The 18,981-nt window shown below is 68.8% G+C and carries 17 protein-coding genes; all 17 read right to left on the bottom strand.

The window, feature by feature from the left end:
• Positions 1-19: 19 nt before the first annotated feature.
• Entirely contained in the window at positions 20-283 is a 264-nt protein-coding gene (locus tag ASF80_RS02445) for a phosphoribosyl-ATP diphosphatase (RefSeq protein WP_056307688.1), read from the bottom strand.
• The gene (gene rpe, locus ASF80_RS02440) at positions 280-960 is read right to left on the bottom strand and encodes a ribulose-phosphate 3-epimerase (protein WP_056307686.1); all 681 of its coding nucleotides are present in this window, start codon (positions 958-960) and stop codon (positions 280-282) included. The genes ASF80_RS02445 and rpe overlap by 4 nt, the downstream gene beginning before the upstream one ends.
• Before the next feature lie 4 nt (positions 961-964).
• On the bottom strand, positions 965-2,542 hold the full coding sequence (locus ASF80_RS02435; RefSeq protein ID WP_235559861.1) for an RsmB/NOP family class I SAM-dependent RNA methyltransferase: 1,578 nt from the start codon (positions 2,540-2,542) through the stop codon (positions 965-967).
• Positions 2,539-3,459, bottom strand: coding sequence for a methionyl-tRNA formyltransferase (gene fmt / locus ASF80_RS02430; RefSeq protein WP_056307684.1), 921 nt, complete (start codon positions 3,457-3,459; stop codon positions 2,539-2,541). Before fmt ends, ASF80_RS02435 begins: the two co-directional genes overlap by 4 nt.
• 57 nt (positions 3,460-3,516) lie before the next feature.
• A complete protein-coding gene (locus ASF80_RS02425; RefSeq protein WP_235559860.1) occupies positions 3,517-5,499 on the bottom strand; it encodes a primosomal protein N' in 1,983 nt (660 codons plus the stop codon).
• Between the two features lie 107 nt (positions 5,500-5,606).
• Positions 5,607-6,800 carry a methionine adenosyltransferase gene (metK, locus tag ASF80_RS02420; RefSeq protein WP_056307682.1) on the bottom strand — a complete coding sequence of 398 codons (1,194 nt, stop codon included), beginning with the start codon at positions 6,798-6,800 and terminating at the stop codon, positions 5,607-5,609.
• Positions 6,801-6,893: 93 nt separating this feature from the next.
• Positions 6,894-7,151: a DNA-directed RNA polymerase subunit omega gene (gene rpoZ / locus ASF80_RS02415; protein WP_042536631.1), complete on the bottom strand. Its 258-nt coding sequence runs from the start codon at positions 7,149-7,151 to the stop codon at positions 6,894-6,896.
• A gap of 65 nt (positions 7,152-7,216) precedes the next feature.
• Positions 7,217-8,125, bottom strand: a complete 909-nt coding sequence (gmk, locus tag ASF80_RS02410) for a guanylate kinase (RefSeq protein WP_056307680.1) — start codon at positions 8,123-8,125, stop codon at positions 7,217-7,219.
• A complete protein-coding gene (gene pyrF / locus ASF80_RS02405; RefSeq protein WP_056307678.1) occupies positions 8,118-8,963 on the bottom strand; it encodes an orotidine-5'-phosphate decarboxylase in 846 nt (281 codons plus the stop codon). The genes gmk and pyrF overlap by 8 nt, the downstream gene beginning before the upstream one ends.
• Positions 8,960-12,247 carry a carbamoyl-phosphate synthase large subunit gene (gene carB, locus ASF80_RS02400; protein ID WP_056307676.1) on the bottom strand — a complete coding sequence of 1,096 codons (3,288 nt, stop codon included), beginning with the start codon at positions 12,245-12,247 and terminating at the stop codon, positions 8,960-8,962. The genes pyrF and carB overlap by 4 nt, the downstream gene beginning before the upstream one ends.
• Entirely contained in the window at positions 12,247-13,392 is a 1,146-nt protein-coding gene (gene carA / locus ASF80_RS02395; RefSeq protein WP_056307674.1) for a glutamine-hydrolyzing carbamoyl-phosphate synthase small subunit, read from the bottom strand. The genes carB and carA overlap by 1 nt, the downstream gene beginning before the upstream one ends.
• Positions 13,389-13,925 (bottom strand): hypothetical protein, encoded by a 537-nt coding sequence (locus ASF80_RS02390; protein ID WP_056307671.1) that lies wholly within the window; start codon positions 13,923-13,925, stop codon positions 13,389-13,391. The genes carA and ASF80_RS02390 overlap by 4 nt, the downstream gene beginning before the upstream one ends.
• Positions 13,922-15,226: a dihydroorotase gene (locus ASF80_RS02385; RefSeq protein ID WP_056307670.1), complete on the bottom strand. Its 1,305-nt coding sequence runs from the start codon at positions 15,224-15,226 to the stop codon at positions 13,922-13,924. Before ASF80_RS02385 ends, ASF80_RS02390 begins: the two co-directional genes overlap by 4 nt.
• Positions 15,223-16,188 (bottom strand): aspartate carbamoyltransferase catalytic subunit, encoded by a 966-nt coding sequence (locus ASF80_RS02380; RefSeq protein WP_056307668.1) that lies wholly within the window; start codon positions 16,186-16,188, stop codon positions 15,223-15,225. The genes ASF80_RS02385 and ASF80_RS02380 overlap by 4 nt, the downstream gene beginning before the upstream one ends.
• Entirely contained in the window at positions 16,185-16,715 is a 531-nt protein-coding gene (pyrR, locus tag ASF80_RS02375) for a bifunctional pyr operon transcriptional regulator/uracil phosphoribosyltransferase PyrR (RefSeq protein WP_056307666.1), read from the bottom strand. The genes ASF80_RS02380 and pyrR overlap by 4 nt, the downstream gene beginning before the upstream one ends.
• 69 nt (positions 16,716-16,784) lie before the next feature.
• The gene (locus ASF80_RS02370; RefSeq protein ID WP_157520965.1) at positions 16,785-17,252 is read right to left on the bottom strand and encodes a hypothetical protein; all 468 of its coding nucleotides are present in this window, start codon (positions 17,250-17,252) and stop codon (positions 16,785-16,787) included.
• A gap of 118 nt (positions 17,253-17,370) precedes the next feature.
• On the bottom strand, positions 17,371-18,948 hold the full coding sequence (locus tag ASF80_RS02365; RefSeq protein WP_056307664.1) for a Rieske 2Fe-2S domain-containing protein: 1,578 nt from the start codon (positions 18,946-18,948) through the stop codon (positions 17,371-17,373).
• Positions 18,949-18,981 lie beyond the last annotated feature (33 nt).

Genomic DNA, 18,981 nt, shown 5'->3' with positions numbered 1-18,981 from the left:
GCGAGTGGGGCGGAGCGCTTCACAGATGTCGGTAGACGTCCTGAAGGCTCAGGCCCTTCGCGATCATCATCACCTGCACGTGGTAGAGCAGCTGCGAGATCTCCTCGGCCGCGGCCTCATCGGATTCGTACTCGGAGGCCATCCAGACCTCAGCGGCCTCTTCCACGATCTTCTTGCCGATCGTGTGCACACCGCCGTCGAGCTCTGCGACCGTCCCCGATCCCTCGGGTCGGGTCTCGGCCTTGAGGCTGAGCTCGGCGAACAGCTCGTCGAAAGTCTTCACGATTCCAGGCTAGCGGCTCTGGCGCGGTCCCTGAGCCCAGTGACGGCCGCTTCGACGTCATCCGCGCCGTACACGGCGGACCCGGCGACGAATGTGTCGGCCCCCGCGGACGCTGCCGCCTCGATGGTCGCATCCGAGATGCCGCCGTCGACCTGCAGCCAGACGTTCGACCCGCGTCGCTTCGCCTCATCGGCGAGGGCCCGGAGCTTCGGCATCGTCTCGGGCATGAATCCCTGCCCGCCGAAACCGGGCTCGACGGTCATGACGAGGATCTGATCGAACTCCTCGAGGACGCTGTAGAGGCCCTCTGCGGGAGTGTCGGGCTTGATCGCGACCCCTGCGCGAGCGCCCATGCTGCGAAGCGTGCGGGCGAGCGAGATCGGGTCGGCGGCCGCTTCGAGGTGGAACGTGACGCTCGCCGCCCCCAGCTCGGCGTAGCCCGGCGCCCACCTCTCGGGGTCGGTGATCATGAGGTGCACGTCGAGCGGGATCGGGCTGGTCGCCTGGATCCTCTCGACCATCTGCGGCCCGAAGGTGAGATTCGGCACGAAGTGGTTGTCCATGACGTCGACGTGCGCGAAGTCGGCCGTGGCGATCTTCGCGAGATCACGCTGCATGTTCACGAAGTCGGCGGCGAGGATGCTGGGGTTGATGCGCGGTGCGCGGGGAAGATCCACGGCTCTAGTCTCCTTCTTCGGCGTTCGCGCCGCTCGGCTCAGTCGCCGTGCGCTGCAGGAGCGCGAGGAACATGGCGTCGGTGCCGTGACGGTGCGGCCACAGCTGCACACGCCCCGACCCGTCGGTCCCGAGGTCGATCGGCGATTCGGAGATGCCGGAGACGACGGCTCGCGCGTCGAGTTCCGTGATGTCGCTGCGTCCTCGGAGCACCTCCTGCACCACGCCCGTGGTCTCGGCGAGATGCGGAGAGCAGGTGGCGTAGGCGACTATGCCACCGGGGGCGAGCGCGTCGAGCGCAGAGCTCAGGAGCTCGACCTGCAGCGGCACCAGCTCGGCGACGTCGGCCGGGCTCTTGCGCCACCGCGCCTCAGGGCGCCTCCTCAGGGCCCCGAGACCGGTGCAGGGGGCATCGACGAGGATGCGATCGAACACACCGCTGTGCGAGGCGCCGAAGGATCGGCCGTCCTCCTCGTGCACCACGACGTCTCCGGGCACGGCCCTCAGCGCGTTGCGGACGAGTCGCGCCCGCGTCGGGACGACCTCGTTGGCCTCGAGTGTCACATCGTGCTCGCGGGCGATCGACGCGAGCAGCGCGGTCTTGCCTCCGGGGCCCGCGCAGAGGTCGAGCCATCGCTCGCCCGCCGCGATCGGCGCGGCCTCGGCCAGCGCGAGAGCGACCAGCTGAGATCCCTCGTCCTGAACACGCACGGTGCCCCCGGACTCGGAGATCACCCGATGCGGGTCACCGCCCGGCGAGCCGTAGGCCGTCGGCGCATAGGGCCGACGCGGCTCGCCAGGCTCGGCGAGACCCGGCAGCGCCACGAGCGTCACCTCGGGCGAGGCATTGTCCGCGTCGAGGAGGTCATCGAGCTCATCGGCCCTGCCCTCGGCCGCCAGCGCACGGCGCAGCGCGCGGATGACCCACACCGGATGGGCCGATCGCAGAGCGAGCCGCTCATCGTCAGAGCGGGCGGAGCCCTCGATGCGCTGCTCCCACTCCCCCGGTGTCTCGCGCGAGATCCGACGGAGGACGGCGTTCGCGAAGCTCGACGCACCTCGGCCCTGCGCCGCGGCGACCAGGTTCACGGACTCGTTGACGGCGGCATGCGAGGCGACCCGGGTCGCGAGGAGCTGATGGGTCGCCAGCCGGAGAGCGTCCAGCACCGCCGGATCGATCTCCTCGGCAGGACGGTCGGCGGCGGCCGAGATGATCGCGTCGTAGGTGCCGCGACGGCGGAGCGTGCCATAGGCGAGTTCGGTGGCCAGCGCCGCGTCCTGCGGGTTCAGCCGTGCCTCAGCGATCGCCGGGGGCAGGACCAGATTGGCGTACGCATCCGACTCCGACACGGCGCGGAGCACGTCGTAGGCGACCCGACGGGCCGGCTGCACCGTACGCTGCGGGCCCGTGCGCTGCGGGCCCGTGCGCTGCGCGCCGCGCTGCTGAGCATCGCGAGGCTGTGGCGCACCTGACGCGGACTGACCACGCTGTCCCTGCGACGAACCGCGGCGTCCCTGCGAACGACCTCGGGGGTCTCCGGTGCGTCCTGCGCGAACCGGACGGTCGCTCTGCTCGCCGCTCATGCTCCGGCCCGCACGTTCTCGGTGTCGCGCTGACCACGCCACCAGTCGACCGCATTCATAGCGCCCTTTCCTGCGGGCTGCACCCGCGTCACCGACAGCGGTGCGGATGCCGTTCCGATGAACAGCGCCGCCTTGGTCGCGACGATCTCGCCAGGCTCCAGTTCCGGACCGTCGCCTGCGGGCACCGCCTCGAGGATCTTCAGCCGCAGACCGTCGACGGTCGTGTGGGCACCGGGTTCGGGAGTCACTCCGCGGAAGCGCGCGAACACGCGGGCGAGCGGCTCGTCCCACTCGAGCTGTCCGTCGTCGAGGGTGAGCTTCGGCGCCACCGTCGGCTCGCCCTCCTGCGGCACCGAGCGAGCCGTGCCGTCGGCGATCGCGGCGACGACCTCGGACGTCAGATCCGCGCCGTCGATCGCGAGGGTCTCGAGCGCCGCATCGGCCGTGGCCTCCGAGGAGACGTCGACGATGCGGGTGGCGAAGACGTCACCCGCATCGAGCGCGGGGACGAGCTGGAAGACGCTGGCGCCGAGCTGTTCGTCCCCGGCGATCAGGGCTCGCTGCACCGGGGCTGCTCCTCGCCACTGCGGCAGGAGAGAGAAGTGCAGATTGATCCAGCCCTTCGCGGGGGTCGAGAGCAGCGGCTCGCGGACGAGTCCGCCATAGGCGACGATGACGCCCAAGTCGACCGTGAGGGCGGCGATGGCATCCGTGGCCTCGGCATCCAGGCGCGCAGCCTTGATGATCGGCAGACCGAGCTCGGCGGCGACCTGGGCGACCGGCGACGGCGTCAGCACCCGCTTGCGACCCAGCGGCGCGTCGGGCCGCGTGACGACCGCGGCGATGTCGTGCTCCGTCGCGAGGCGACGGAGGGTGGGGACGGCTGCCGACGGTGTGCCGGCGAAGACGAGACGCATGAAGGTGCTCCGGAGGGATGCGGGGGTGGATCGGGTGAGGACTGACGGTGTTCGCGATCAGAGCTCTGGGTCGAGGATATCGAGCCGAACCGAGAGCGCGCTCCGAGTCGACTTGCCCTTGCCCCGACGAGCGCTCACGGCCTCGGCGACGACAGAGGCGCGAAGCGTCGTCGCGACCTTCGCCCCTGAGCCGTATTCGAAGCGCACGAGCGCACGGACACGGGGCGGATGGTCGTCGGACTCGATCGGCACGGGGCCGAGAACCGCATCGGCCGGGAGCTTGAGTTCCTGCAGCGACGCCAGTGCGCGGGCGACGGCTGCCGTGGAGCCTTCGACGAGCGCCACGCGAGTCGCGGGCGGCATATGAAGCGGTGCGCGCTCGGCGAGCTCGGACCGCGCGTAACCGGACTGGTTCCAGGTGGCGAGTGCCCGAGCGATCGAGCCGTCGACTCCGACGAGGTGGATCGGGGCACCGGGAGCCGCGAGGGCTGCGGCGTTGGACCACCAGCGCAGACAGGCCTCTCCGATGCGGAGATCGGGTGCCTGCAGCATCCGCGTTCCGTCGAGCAGGACGACCGCCCGGTAGCCGCCGTCAGCCAGCGGTTCCGCTCCACGCGTCGCGACCACGAGTGACGGCTTGTCAGCGACGCGTTCCACGGGGTGCGCGCTGTCGGCCACGATCACGCGGATGCCGGGGAACGCCTTGCCCAGCTCGTCGGCCGTGCGCTCACTGCCCGACGAGGCGAGACGGAGTTTCGTCGACGAGCACGCAGGGCAGGCCCACGCCCGTGCGCCGCGCCCGCACCAGGCGCAGACGGGGACGGCACCGCGATGCTTCGCACCCAGAGGACCGCCGCAGTGGGCGCAGCGGGCAGGAGCCCTGCACTCGGCGCAGACCAGCGAGGGTGCGAACCCGGGGCGGGAGACCTGCACCAGCACCGGCCCCTCTGCGGCGGCGTTGCGCGCCGAGAGGAACGCGGACGACGGCATCCGCTGCGCTGTGGGAGCGTCCATCTCCTGAGGCGTGCTCAGCACCACTCTCGGGAGGACCCGGCGCGCGGCCCTGACATCCTGCAGCCAGCCGTGCGCGACCAGCCGCTCGACGTCTGTGGTGCGCGTATGCCCGACGAACAGGAGCGCCGACTCCTCCTGTTCCTGACGGAGAAGCGCCGTGTCCCTGGCGTTGATGTAGGGCGCGAGCGGCTCCCCGAGCAGCGGATCCCCGTCGTCCCACAGGGCGACGAGCCCGGCGCGCACGGGTGCGTACACGGCCGAGCGGTTGCCGACGACGATGCTCGGTGCGTCTTCCAGAGAGCGGAGGAAGGATCGATAGCGATCGGGGTTGGTCTGCCGCGAGTCGTACCGGGCGACGGCTTCGGCGGGGACAGCCGTGGCGAGCACGGCGAGGAGCTGATCGAGATCGCGGTGATCAGGAACGACCAGGATGCTCGACCTGCCGGCGGCGAGCATGCGTGCCGCCGATGACGCCAGCAGCGCCGCCCAGCCGGGCGCACCGTCGTGGTGCACCGGGATCGCCTCGACGGCGGCGCGTCGGCCCGAGTCCAGCACCTCCTCGAGACCGTCGTACGACGCGATCAGTCCGACCGCGCCCGCGAGGGCCTCATCGCTCGGGACGACCGGGGTCGAGTCCGCCTTCCAGGCCTTCTCGACGCGCACCTGTCTCTTCGGGATGACCAGTCGGAGCACGTCGGATGCCGAACCCGCCGCTCGGTCTGCCGCTCGCCGCGCGAGACGGTACAGCCGGTCGGGCAGCACCGGCACCTGCGACACGATGCCGTCGACTTCGGACAGTGGGCGATCTGCGTCGTCTTCGGTGTCGACCTCGATCACGTAACCGTCGATCACTCGACCTGCCGTACGCAGGGGCACGCGCACGCGGACTCCCGGCGGGACGTCGCCGAGCTCTTCCGGCAGCGCGTAGTCGAAGAGTCGGTCGAGCTGCGGGAGCGGCGAATCCAGGAGCACCCGCGCGATGCGTCGGCTCTGCGTCGTCAGGGGCGGAGCGCTCTCATCAGGCACCTGCCCGTCGGAAGGTGTCGGCTCCGGCCGGTCAGAAAGTTCACGCGCGTCGGAAGGCATCGGCCCGCGAGATGGCATCGACCCGTCAGGTGGCATCAGGCCACCTGTCAGAGGCCGGCAGCGCGTCGCAGCTCTTCAGCGCGGTCGGTGCGCTCCCACGTGAACTCCGGCAGCTCGCGCCCGAAGTGGCCGTAGGCAGCGGTCTGCGCGTAGATCGGGCGGAGCAGGTCGAGCTGCTCGATGATCGCCTGCGGGCGCAGATCGAAGACCTCGCTGATCGCACGCGTGATGACCTCGTCTGAGACCTTGCCGGTGCCGAAGGTCTCGACGTAGAGGCCGACGGGGCGTGCCACGCCGATCGCGTACGCGACCTGCACCTCGAGGCGGTCGGCGAGACCAGCGGCGACCGCGTTCTTCGCGACCCACCGGGTGGCGTAGGCCCCCGAGCGGTCGACCTTGGACGGATCCTTGCCGCTGAAGGCACCACCACCGTGACGAGCTGCGCCGCCGTAGGTGTCGATGATGATCTTGCGTCCGGTGAGACCGGCGTCGCCCTTGGGGCCGCCGGTGACGAACGGGCCCGCGGGGTTGATGTAGTACGTGATGTCGTCGAGATCGAGCCCCGTGGACTCGAGGATCGGGGCGATCACGTGCTCACGCACCTGCGCCTTCAGCTCGTCCTGCGAGATGTCGGGGTGGTGCTGCGTCGAGAGCACGACCGCATCGACGGTCTTCGGAGTGAAGCCGTCGTACCCGAGCGTGACCTGCGTCTTGCCGTCGGGGCGCAGGAACGGCAGCACCCCTGACCGACGGACCTCGGTCAGCCGCTCTGCGATGCGGTGCGCCGTCCACGCCGCCATCGGCATGAGCTGAGGCGTCTCGTTGGTGGCGAACCCGAACATGATGCCCTGGTCGCCTGCTCCGAGACCGTCGAGAGGATCGATCGATCCGCCGTCCCGGTGCTCCTGCGCGTTGTCGACACCGTGGGCGATGTCCGTCGACTGCTCACCGACCGAGATGCTGACGCCGCAGGAATCGCCGTCGAAGCCGGTCTCGCTCGATGTGTAGCCGATGCGGTTCACGACCTGGCGGACGATGGTCGGGATGTCGACGTAGGCCTCGGTGCGGATCTCGCCGGCGACGTGCACGAGTCCCGTGGTGACGAGGGTCTCGACCGCGACCCGGGAATCCCGATCTTTCGCGATGAGCCCGTCGAGGATGCTGTCCGAGATCTGGTCGCAGATCTTGTCCGGGTGCCCTTCGGTGACGGACTCGGACGTGAACAGACGCAGGGCGCTCATCAGGGCTCCAGAACGGGGTCGGACGGAAAGAAGGGGGTGGCTCCCATGATGGACCGCACCGCCGACATCAGCCGGCGGTGCGGTCATCGGACGTCACTCGGCGTGACGGAGGCGGAGCTTGTCCTCGTTGATCTCGTGCAGAGCGATCGTCAGCGGCTTGTCCTCGACCGAGGAGTCGACCAGAGGACCGACGTTGTCGAAGAGGTTTCCCTCGTGCAGGTCGGAGTAGTAGTCGTTGATCTGGCGCGCGCGCTTGGCGGCGTAGATCACGAGCTCGTACTTCGAGTCGACACGGTCGAGCAGGTTGTCGATGGGGGGATCGATGATTCCGTTGGTGTGGTGTCCGGCCATGGTGGGACCTCCTGATCAGGCGACGGGATCGTCGCGAAGACGGTGCAGCGGGCGCGCGAAGACGCTCAGCGCGCAGAGCTCGAAGACAATTCTACGACCTCTGCGGCAGCGGTGGCGACGTCCTCGTTCACGATCAGGTGGTCGAACTCGTTCTGCGCGGCCAGTTCGACCTTCGCGGTGCGCAGTCGACGAGCGCGTTCCTCGGCACCTTCGGTGCCGCGTCCGACCAGTCTCTGCACGAGTTCGTCCCACGTCGGCGGCAGCAGGAAGATCAGGGTCGCGGCAGGCTCGGCCTTTCGCACCTGACGTGCGCCCTGCAGATCGATCTCGAGCAGAACCGTCCTGCCCTCGGCCAGTGCGGCGTCGATCGGTGCCCGGGGAGTGCCGTAGCGCGAGCGGTTGTGCACGACGGCGTACTCGAGCAGCTCGTCCTCGGCGATCAGTCGGTCGAACTCGGCGTCGTCGACGAAGTAGTAGTGCACCCCGTCGACCTCACCCGGGCGCGCGGGCCTGGTGGTCGCCGAGACCGACAGGTGGATCTCGGGATTGTTCTCACGGATGTGGGCGGCGACCGTGCCCTTGCCCACCGCGGTCGGACCCGCCAGGACGAGCAGGCGGCTGCGGGCTCCGCGCGGTTCCAGGACGGGGAAACGCGAGTCGAGCCAGTGCGAGAGGGCGACGCGCTGACGCACGCCCAGACCACCCAGTCGCTTGACCGGCGAGATGTGCAGCTCGTCGAGGATGCGGTCACGCTTGCCCGCGCCGATCGCCGGGAGGGCGAGCAGGAAGTCGGTGATCCGCATCGAGCCCTCGACCGAGTCCGGATCGGCGGTCGCGCGTTCGAGCACGGCCTGCGGGGTCACGACGCGCATGGTCAGATCGCGCTTGAGTGAGGCACGTGCACGGCGTCGCTCGACGGCCTTGCGGGCGGCGGCGGCGCGATCGACCTCTGGGACCGGACGAGACTCAGCCACGGCCGGCCTCCCTGTACTCTGCGACGCGAGCGTCGATTGCGGCGACGAGGCCGGCGGGCCCCGTCGAGAGAATGCTGCGGCTCTCGCTGGCGATGACCGCTCCGCTCATCGCGCCGAAGCGGCGATGGAGGTCGGCGGGGGTCGCACCCTGCGTGCCGAACCCGGGAGCCAGGATGGGCGCTGTCGGCGTGAAAGCGGCGATGCCGGCATCGGCCCAGTCGACCGTGGCGCCGATGACGAAGCCGAAGCTCCCCCACTCCCCCGCGTTCGACTGCTCCGCGTTGCGGGAAGAGACCACGGCGATGATGTCGGCCGACACCGCGCGTCCTGTCTCCGAGACCGCGCGCTGCAGCCCCTCTGCCTCAGGATTGCTGGTCGCCGCGAGGACGAACAGACCCTTGTCGTGCTGGTGCGCCAGGGCGAAGGCGCCGTCCAGCGCACCCACACCGAGGAACGGATTCACGGTGAGCGCGTCGGCCTCCAGCGGAGACCCCGGCGTGAGCCAGGCTTCGGCGTACGCATCCATGGTGGATCCGATGTCGCCGCGCTTCGCGTCGGCGATCACGATCAGACCGGCGGCCCGTGCCGCGGAGAGGACGTCTTCGAGAGCGGCGATTCCTGCGGAACCGAACCGCTCGAAGAACGACACCTGCGGCTTCACGACGCCGACCCGGCCTGCCGCGGCCTCGACCGTCCGCAGTCCGAAGTCACGGACCCCGCGAGCATCATCCGTGAGTCCCCAGGACCGCAGGAGCGACGCATGCGGGTCGATGCCCACGCAGAGCGGGCCGTGCGCCGACAGGGCGGCACGGACCCGCTCACCGAAGCGTGCGCTCACAAAGCGGCCTTCCGGTCGAGGGCGTACTCCTGCAGGCTCTTGACCTGGAAGCCCTCGTGGGCCGCATCCATACCGCTCACCGCTGCGCCGAGAACGGCCATCGTGGTGAACAGCGCCTTGTCGGCGGCGACGGCTGCCGCGCGGATCTCGTAGCCATCCGCACGTGCCGCTCCCCCCGAGGGGGTGTTCACGACGATGTCGATCGCACCCTCGTTGATCAGGTCGACGATGTTCGTCGCGCCCGACTCCTGGGTCTCGCTGTACTTCTCGACGACGGTCACGGCGATGCCGTTGCGCGACAGGATCTCGGCCGTGCCCTCTGTGGCCACGATGGTGAAGCCGAGCTGCTGCAGGCGGTGCGCCGGAAGGATGACCGCGCGCTTGTCGGAGTCTGCGACCGAGATGAACACCGTGCCGGACGTCGGCATCCCGCCGTATGCGGCCGCCTGGCTCTTCGCGAACGCCGTCGGGAAGTCGCGGTCGATGCCCATGACCTCACCGGTCGAGCGCATCTCCGGTCCGAGGATCGAGTCGACCGTCTTGCCGTCTGCGGTACGGAAGCGCTTGAAGGGCAGCACGGCCTCCTTGACCGATACGGGGGCGTCGAGGGGCACGCGCGAACCGTCCTGCTCGGGCAGCATGCCCTCGGCGCGCAGCTCCGCGATCGTCGATCCCACCATCACACGGCTCGCTGCCTTGGCCATCGGGATGCCCAGCGCCTTGGAGACGAAGGGCACCGTGCGGCTCGCGCGCGGGTTCGCCTCGATCACGTAAAGCACGCCGGCGCTGATCGCGAACTGCACGTTCAGCAGGCCACGGACGCCCACACCCTTCGCGATCGCCAGCGTCGCCTCGCGGACGCGATCGATGTCGGTGCGCCCGAGCGAGACGGGAGGAAGGGTGCAGCTCGAGTCGCCGGAGTGGATGCCGGCCTCTTCGAGATGCTCCATCACGCCGCCGATGAACAGCTCGGTGCCGTCGTAGAGGGCATCGACATCGAGCTCGATCGCGTCATCGAGGAATCGATCGACGAGCAGGGGCTTGCCCTCCTCGATGATGACCTCGCCCGCCGTGCGCACGAAGTACTCGCGCAGCGACTCCGAGCTGTAGACGATCTCCATCCCGCGTCCGCCGAGCACGAAGCTCGGGCGCACGAGCACCGGGTATCCGATCTCCTCCGCGACCGCCACCGCGCCATCCGCGTCCACAGCGGTGCCGTGGCGGGGGGCGATCAGGCCTGCCGTGTCGAGAAGCTGTGAGAACAGCTCGCGCTCTTCCGCGATGTCGATGGCCTCAGGGCTGGTGCCCAGCACCTGGTAGCCGGCCGCCTCGATGCCCTTCGCGAGCCCCAGAGGGGTCTGACCGCCGAGCTGGCAGACGACACCGAGGATGGTGCCGCTCGCGGCTTCCGCATCGAGGACCTCCAGCACGTCCTCGAGCGTGAGCGGCTCGAAGTAGAGCCGGTCCGAGGTGTCGTAGTCGGTGGACACCGTCTCCGGGTTGCAGTTGACCATGATGGTCTCGAAGCCGGCATCCGAGAGGGCGAACGACGCGTGGACGCACGAGTAGTCGAACTCGACCCCCTGGCCGATGCGGTTCGGACCCGACCCGATGATCACGACCTTGGTGCGATCCGACGGAGTGACCTCCGTCTCGAAGTCGTAGCTCGAGTAGTGGTACGGCGTGAGAGCCGGGAACTCGCCGGCGCAGGTGTCGACGGTCTTGAACACCGGGCGGATGCCGAGCCCGTGGCGCACGCCGCGGATCTCCGCCTCCTTCTCGCCTCGCAGCTCGGCGATCTGCAGGTCGGAGAAGCCGTGCTCCTTCGCGTAGCGGAGCGTCGCGGCATCGAGTTCCGGTGCTGCGGCCACGATCTCGGCGACCTCGTTGATCAGCACGATCTGGTCGATGAACCACGGGTCGATCGCCGTGGCGTCGAATGCCTGCTCGACGGTCGCGCCCTTGCGGAGCGCCTGCTGCAGCGTGACGATGCGCCCGTCGGTGGGCACCTTCGAGGTCTCGAGCAGCTCTTCAACCGAGCGCTCCTCGGTGCCCCAGTGGAAGCTGGAGCCGCGCTTCTCGAGCGAGCGGAGCGCCTTCTGCAGGGCGGTCGCATAGTTGCGTCCGATCGCCATGGCCTCGCCGACGGACTTCATGGTCGTGGTGAGCGTGGCGTCCGCGGCGGGGAACTTCTCGAAAGCGAACCGCGGCACCTTGACGACCACGTAGTCGAGCGTGGGCTCGAAGCTCGCCGGGGTGACACCCGTGATGTCGTTCGGGATCTCGTCGAGGCGGTAACCGAGCGCGAGCTTGGCGGCGAGCTTGGCGATCGGGAAGCCGGTCGCCTTCGAGGCCAGGGCACTCGAACGCGAGACGCGCGGGTTCATCTCGATCACGATGATGCGGCCGTTGCTGGGGTCGACGGCGAACTGGATGTTGCATCCGCCGGTGTCGACGCCGACGGCGCGGATGATGTCGATGCCGATGTCACGGAGCTTCTGGTACTCGCGGTCGGTCAGCGTCAGCGCCGGGGCGACCGTGATCGAGTCGCCCGTGTGCACACCGACCGGGTCCACGTTCTCGATCGAGCAGACGACCACCGTGTTGTCGGCGGTGTCGCGCATGAGCTCGAGCTCGTACTCCTTCCAGCCGAGGATGGACTCCTCCAGGAGCACCTCGGTGGTCGGCGAGTCGCGGAGCCCTGCGCCACCGATGCGGCGCAGGTCCTCCTCGTCGTAGGCGAAACCGGAGCCGAGGCCGCCCATGGTGAACGACGGACGGACGACGAGCGGGTAGCCGAGCTCAGCGGCGCCCTCGAGCAGATCGTCCATGGTGTGCGCGATGATGCTGCGCGCCACGTCTGCGCCGGCATCCAGCACCAGCTGCTTGAAGATCTGACGATCCTCGCCCTTGTTGATGGCCTCGAAGCTCGCGCCGATCAGCTCGACGTCGTACTTCTCGAGGATGCCGTGGTTGTGCAGCTCGATCGCGGCGTTGAGCGCGGTCTGACCGCCGAGGGTCGGCAGGATGGCATCCGGACGCTCCTTGGCGATGATGGTCTCGATGACCTGCCAGGTGATCGGCTCGATGTACGTCGCATCGGCGAAGTCGGGGTCGGTCATGATCGTGGCTGGGTTGGAGTTGACCAGGATGACCCGCACGCCCTCCTCGCGGAGGACGCGGCACGCCTGGGTGCCGGAGTAGTCGAACTCGCAGGCCTGACCGATGACGATCGGGCCGGAGCCGATGACGAGAACGGAATTGATGTCGTCGCGCTTGGGCATTACTTGGCGTCCTTCTTGCTGGCGATGACCATGTCGCGGAACCGGTCGAAGAGGTAGTTGGCGTCGTGGGGGCCTGCGGCCGCCTCCGGGTGGTACTGCACCGAGAACGCGGGGATGTCGAGGGCGCGGAGTCCTTCCACCACGTTGTCGTTCAGTCCGACGTGGCTGACCTCGACCTTGCCGTAGCCGTTCGGGCTGTCGAAGGAGCCCTCGAGCGGGGCGTCCACCGCGAAGCCATGGTTGTGCGCCGTGATCTCGACCCGACCGGTCGACTTGTCGAGCACGGGCTGGTTGATGCCGCGGTGACCGAACGGCAGCTTGTAGGTGCCGAGGCCCAGCGCGCGACCGAGCAGCTGGTTGCCGAAGCAGATGCCGAAGAACGGGAGGCCGTCGTCGAGGACCGCACGGAGCAGCTCGACGTGATCGCCGGACGCTGCGGGGTCGCCGGGTCCGTTCGAGTAGAAGACCGCGACCGGATCGATCGAGCGGATGTCGTCGATCGTGACGTTCTGCGGCAGCACGTGCACCTCGAAGCCACGGGCCGCGAGGTTGTCGATCGTGGCCTGCTTGACGCCGAGATCGAGGACAGCGAGGTTGCCGACCCTCTCACCCATGGCCGTCGTCACGGTGGCGACGACGACGGACACCTGCGCCGAGAGGTTCTGACCGGCCATCTGCGGCGCTTCACGCACGATGCGCAGCTGCTCCTCGGCGTCGAGCCGCGCGGCCTCTCCCGAGAAGATGCCGCCGCGCATGGAGCCGGCCGACCGGATGTGGCGCGTGATCGACCGGGTGTCGATGCCGCTGATGCCGACGATGCCGTCCTGCACGAGAACCTCGTCGAGCGAGGCGTTCGCACGCCAGTTCGAGACGACGCGCGAGGGGTCGCGCACGATGTAGCCGGCCACCCAGATGCGTCGGGACTCGGGATCCTCGTCGTTCATGCCGGTGTTGCCGATGTGCGGCGCGGTCTGCAGCACGATCTGTCCGGCGTAGGACGGGTCGGTGAGCGTCTCCTGGTAGCCGGACATGCCGGTGGCGAAGACGACCTCGCCGATCGTCGTTCCCAGCGCGCCGTATGCGCGGCCGGTGTGGCGGGTCCCGTCTTCGAGGACGAGGACGGCGGGTTCGGGGAGGGCTGTCATGACGTTGCTCCTGTGTCGGGGGCGGCGGTGTCGTCCGAGGCGCCGGAGGCGGGGACGAGTCGCTGCAGTTCTGAGATGAAGTTCTGGGGGTCTCCGTCGGTCAGACGGAGGTAGGAGTCGACGATCGTGTCGTCATCGGTGCTCCAGGCCACGCGGACGAGGCCGCCGGGCTCGACCACCCGATCGATCGTGACCGTCGCACGGTCGACGCTCTCGAGACGGGACGAGGCCAGGAAGACCGTCGGCGCGCCGTCGAGGCACAGCGCGAGACCGCGATCGGTGACCGCGACCTCTCCTCGGGCGCGGTACGCGAGAGGAGACAGCGTCAGTCGCTCGAGCGGCTGGTCGTGCTTCGTGGTCGACACGTACAGCACCTCGTGGCGGTCGAGGACCTCGGCGTGCTCGGGAACCCCGAGCGGCGCGGTGAGACCGGAGTCGCGTCGGAGTCGTCGTCGCCATGCGGTGAACATCGCGAGCAGCACGAGCGCGGCCACGGCGATCGTGATCGCGATGGCGATGTCCCTGGTGCTCATGCGTTCAGCTCCTCGACGACGGCGCCGCCGGCGACCGTCAGGATCCCGCGGTGCACGGTGTACTCGACCCGTCCGGGCAGGTCACGCCCGAGGTAGGGCGAGTTCACGCTGCGGCCATGCAGATCCGACTCCGTGAACACCCCGGCGACCGAGGCGTCGTAGAGCGCGATCTGCGCGGGAGCGCCGACCTCGAGAGGCGTGCCGTGCCCTGAGAGGCGACCGATCCGCGCGGGTGCCGCACTCATCACCCGTGCCACATCCTCCCAGCCGATCAGGCCGGTCTGCACCATCGACTGGTGCACGACGCGCAGGGCGCTCTCGAGGCCCACCATGCCGTTCGCGGCGGCCTGCCACTCGCATGCCTTGTGCTCGCTCGGGTGCGGCGCGTGGTCGGTCGCGACGATGTCGATCGTGCCGTCCGCGAGACCCTCGCGCACGGCGAGCACGTCTTCTTCGCGGCGCAGGGGCGGGTTGACCTTGTACCGGGCGTCGTACCCGCGCACGAGTTCGTCGGTCAGCAGCAGGTGGTGAGGGGTGACCTCGGCGGTCACGTTGATGCCGCGCTTCTTGGCCCAGCGGATGATGTCCACCGAACCCGCGGTCGAGAGGTGGCAGACGTGCAGGCGCGAGCCCACGTGCTCAGCGAGGAGCACATCGCGGGCGATGATCGACTCCTCCGCCACGGCGGGCCATCCGGCCAGTCCGAGCTCCGCCGAGACGGTGCCCTCGTTCATCTGGGCGCCCTCGGTGAGGCGAGGATCCTGCGCGTGCTGGGCGATGACGCCGTCGAAGGACTTCACGTACTCGAGCGCGCGGCGCATGATCAGCGGATCGAAGACGCAGAAGCCGTCGTCACTGAAGACGCGCACCTGAGCGCGCGACGTCGCCATCGCGCCCAGCTCGGCGAGCCGCTCCCCCTTCTGCCCGACGGTGACCGCGCCGATCGGCTGGACTGTGGCGTAGCCTGCGGCCTCCCCGAGCGCGAGCTCCTGCTCGACGACTCCGGCCGTGTCTGCGACCGGCGACGTGTTCGGCATCGCGAAGACGGCGGTGAAGCCACCGGCCGCCGCCGCGCGGGTTCCGGTGAGGATCGTCTCGGACGCCTCGTATCCCGGCTCCCGCAGATGCGTGTGCAGATCGACCAGCCCCGGGAGGGCGACCAGGCCCGCAGCGTCGATGACGCGGGCGCCCGCGCGACTGAGTCCTGCGCCGATCTCGGAGATCACCCCGTTCTCGACGATGATGTCGGCGCTCTTCGCACCGAGAAGCTGTGCGCCGGTGATGACGAGGGTCTCGCTCACTGGTCTCCCCCTCGTTCGTCGTCTCGTTCTCCTGCAAGAAGCAGGTACAGCACTGCCATCCGGATGGACACCCCGTTCGTCACCTGTTCCAGCACGGTGGAGCGCGGGGAGTCGGCGGCTTCGGAGGAGATCTCCAACCCCCGGTTCATGGGTCCGGGGTGCATCACAATGCTACCGTCCGGAAGGCCTGCGACTCGCAGTGCGTCAAGACCCCATCTTCTGGAATACTCCCGCTCAGTGGGGAAATACGCGGCGCTCATCCGCTCGAGCTGGATGCGCAGCATCATCACGGCGTCCGGGCCCTCCGCCAGCGCCTGATCGAGGTCGTAGACGACCTTCGCGGGCCAGAGCGAGACGTTCTGCGGCACGAGGGTCGGCGGGGACACCAGGGTGACCTCGGCACCGAGGGTCGCGAGCAGCCAGACGTTCGAGCGCGCGACCCGCGAGTGCAGCACGTCCCCGACGATGACGACGCGGACGCCGGCCAGATCACGGCCCCGGCTGTCGGCGCCGAAGCGGCGCTTGCGGATCGTGAACGCGTCGAGAAGAGCCTGCGTCGGATGCTCGTGCGTGCCGTCGCCGGCGTTCACGACACCGGCCGAGATCCAGCCGCTCGTGGCGAGCGTCTGCGGAGCGCCGGAGGCGGGATGACGGATGACGACGGCATCCGCGCCCATCGCCTGCAGCGTCTGGGCGGTGTCCTTCAGGCTCTCGCCCTTGGAGACGCTGGAGCCCTTGGCCGCGAAGTTGATCACATCGGCCGAGAGGCGCTTCGCCGCCGCCTCGAAGGAGATGCGGGTGCGCGTCGAGTCCTCGAAGAAGAGGTTGACGACGGTCTTGCCGCGCAGCGTCGGAAGCTTCTTGACCTCGCGCGACTGCGTGTCGGACATGTCCTCGGCGACGTCGAGGATGCGCAGAGCGGTCTCGCGGTCGAGGGTGCGGGTGTCGAGGAGATGTCTCATGCTTCGATCGTCACCTCCTCGGCGCCGTCGTCTTCGGTGAGGCGCACGTTGACGCGCTCCTGCCGGGACGAGGGGATGTTCTTGCCCACGAAGTCCGGGCGGATCGGCAGCTCGCGGTGGCCACGGTCGACGAGGATCGCCAGGCGGACGACCGCAGGGCGACCGATCGACTGCAGCGCGTCGAGGGCTGCGCGGATGCTGCGACCCGAGAAGAGCACGTCGTCGACGAGGACCACGGTGCGTCCGTCGATCCCGCCGACAGGGATGTCCGTCGGACGCGGCGACCTGGTCGGATGCTTGGCGAGATCGTCACGGAACATCGTGACGTCGAGCGCTCCCACCGGCACCGAGGTCTGTGCGATCTCGCCGATGACGGCGGCGAGGCGACGGGCGAGAGTGACTCCGCGGGTCGGAATGCCCAGCAGAACGAGGTTCTCAGCCCCTCGGTTGGATTCGAGGATCTCGTGTGCGATGCGGGTCAGAGCCCGCGAGATATCGGCTTCGTGCAGAACGGTGCGTGCACTCATCAGCCGCTCCCTTCTCCGCCTCACAGGACGGTGTTAAAGGTTGCTTGATGCGTCCAGTCTAGCGCGCGGTCAGCGCCAGCCGAGAACGTCGCGGACGACCGCCTGGGAGGCGGGCGATCCGTCGTTCGCGATGCCGCGCAGGGATTCGTGGGAGAGCATCGCTCCCTCAGCCCCCGCCGCCGCGGTGATCTGCTCGAGCGCGGCGGCGACCCGCGGCGCCGCAGCTCGCGCATGGGTGGCGTCGCCGCGTGCGGACGTGTGAGGGAAGACGACGAGCTCTGCGACCCCCGATGCCACCGGGCGCGCGGAGGCGACGACCAGCGTCGGCGGAAGAACATGCTGGAGCGCATGCGGCATCGGGAACGGCAGCTCGTCGGTCAGAAGGCCGCGCCACCAGCTGCGATGCGAACGCGTCTCGTCACCGATCTCGAGGGCTGTCGCCGTCCACTCCGAGCCGCGCTCGCGCAGACTCTCGGCGAAGCCGTCGGCTCGCGTCTCGAATCCCTCCTCGGTGAGGAAGTCGGCGGCTATGCGCACGAGGCGCTCCGAATCGGAGCGCACGATCCACCGAGCACCCAGCCATGGTCCCTTGTACTCGAGCCGCGACGTACGTGCGTCACGGCCGGAACCCTGCGGGTGCGGGGAACGCGGCACGTCAGCTTGCCTCGCTGAGCACGGCGTCGGTGACCTCGTCGATCTTGGTCGAGCGGATCGGGTGACCGCTGGTCGAGAGGCAGCGACCGGTCTTGAGGTCCCACTTCCAGTCGTGCATGCTGCACGTCAGGATGCCGTCCTCGTCGACCTTTCCGGTCTTCGTGAGGTCGGCGCGCAGATGCGGACAGCGTCGCTGCACGACCCAGTCGCCGACTTCGGCGTCCTCGGTCTGGTCGGTCTGCTCCTGGTACCAGTTCTCGACGTACTCGATGCGGTCGACCGAGAGGCACTTGAGGAACGTCGTGAGGAACTCGTTGAACTTGCCGCTGCGTCCGACCTGGAACTGCATCGACAGGAAGATCGAGTTCGACCAGTCGATCTCATGGTCGCGGATGTTCGTCGAGACGAGATCGGCGGGGATCGTGTACCAGTAGATGCAGTCCTCGCCGGCATACTCCCGCACCTTGGCGCGGGGGAAGTCGACGACCATGTCGAGGTCGCCGATCTTGAACCGGACGCACCCGCCGACGCCGAGGCGGATGGTGCGCGACTTCTTCAGCAGCGGCTCCCACCAGCTCTTGAGGGCTTCGAGGATCTCGGCGGCGGGAAGGACCTCGGCACGCGACGCCTCCTCGTCTCTGATCTCCTGCTGCCGCGACGACCGCTGCTCTTCGAGGTAGTCCCACTTCTCGTCGAAGATGTGGGCGAGTTCCGACTCGGTGTAGAGCGACTGCTCCGTGGCCACGTCTCCCCCGGCGACCGTGACGACCGTGCCGGGGACGAACAGGTGACCGTCGTACTGCGGCGACAGCTCGTTCATGTGAGCGAGGAACTGCTTCTGATCCGTGAAGATCGACTCGCCGTTGCGGCCGATCCCGTTGAAGTCGAAGAGGTCGTCGCGCAGGAACATGGGCGGCCCTGCCATCGGGAACACGTGCGGCGCGTCCACCTTGTCGATGTAGTACATCGCGCGCTTGTTCTGGGCGTCGCGCTTGAGCTTCGCGAAGTTCTGCTTCGCGTCCATCGGCAGGTCGTAGACCATGGGCCACCAGATCGCCCCGGACACCTGCGTGAAGTACGCGTCGGGCTTCCCGAAGTGCAGCAGCGTGTCGAGATCGAGGGGATGCGAGTCGTTCTGGTTGAGCACGGACGCAGTGCCGTCGTCGACACTCAGCGACGAGTCGCCGATCGGGCCGTCGCTCGGGGCGCGCAGCGGCGTGATCATGATCTTCAGTTCGCCGCGCTCGATGATCTCCCCGGCGGGCGCGTAGGTGATGTTCGTGTAGCCGAGCGCCCTGATGTCCTGCTCGAGGTCATCGATCGGGTACTCCGGCAGCAGCACCTCGATGTCCTTGCGGATGTACCGCTCGAGAAGAGTGGGATCGAAGTGGTCGCGGTGGCGGTGAGAGATGTAGAGGAAGTCCGCCTCACGGCCGAAACGCTCCCAGTCGAGCCCCCGGTTGTCGGGGAACGGGAACCACGAGCCGAAGAAGGAGGGCCCGAGAACGGGGTCGCAGATGATGTTCCCGCCGACCGTCTCGATGAACATCCCGGCGTGGCCGAGTCCCGTGATCCGCATGCATTCCTCCTGAAGTGAACCGTTCGATTCTAC

It is taken from the genome of Microbacterium sp. Leaf159, assembly GCF_001423615.1.
GTDB lineage: Bacteria > Actinomycetota > Actinomycetes > Actinomycetales > Microbacteriaceae > Microbacterium.
Note: the sequence above shows the minus strand (reverse complement) of the source record. Positions and strands in the feature narration are given on the sequence as shown.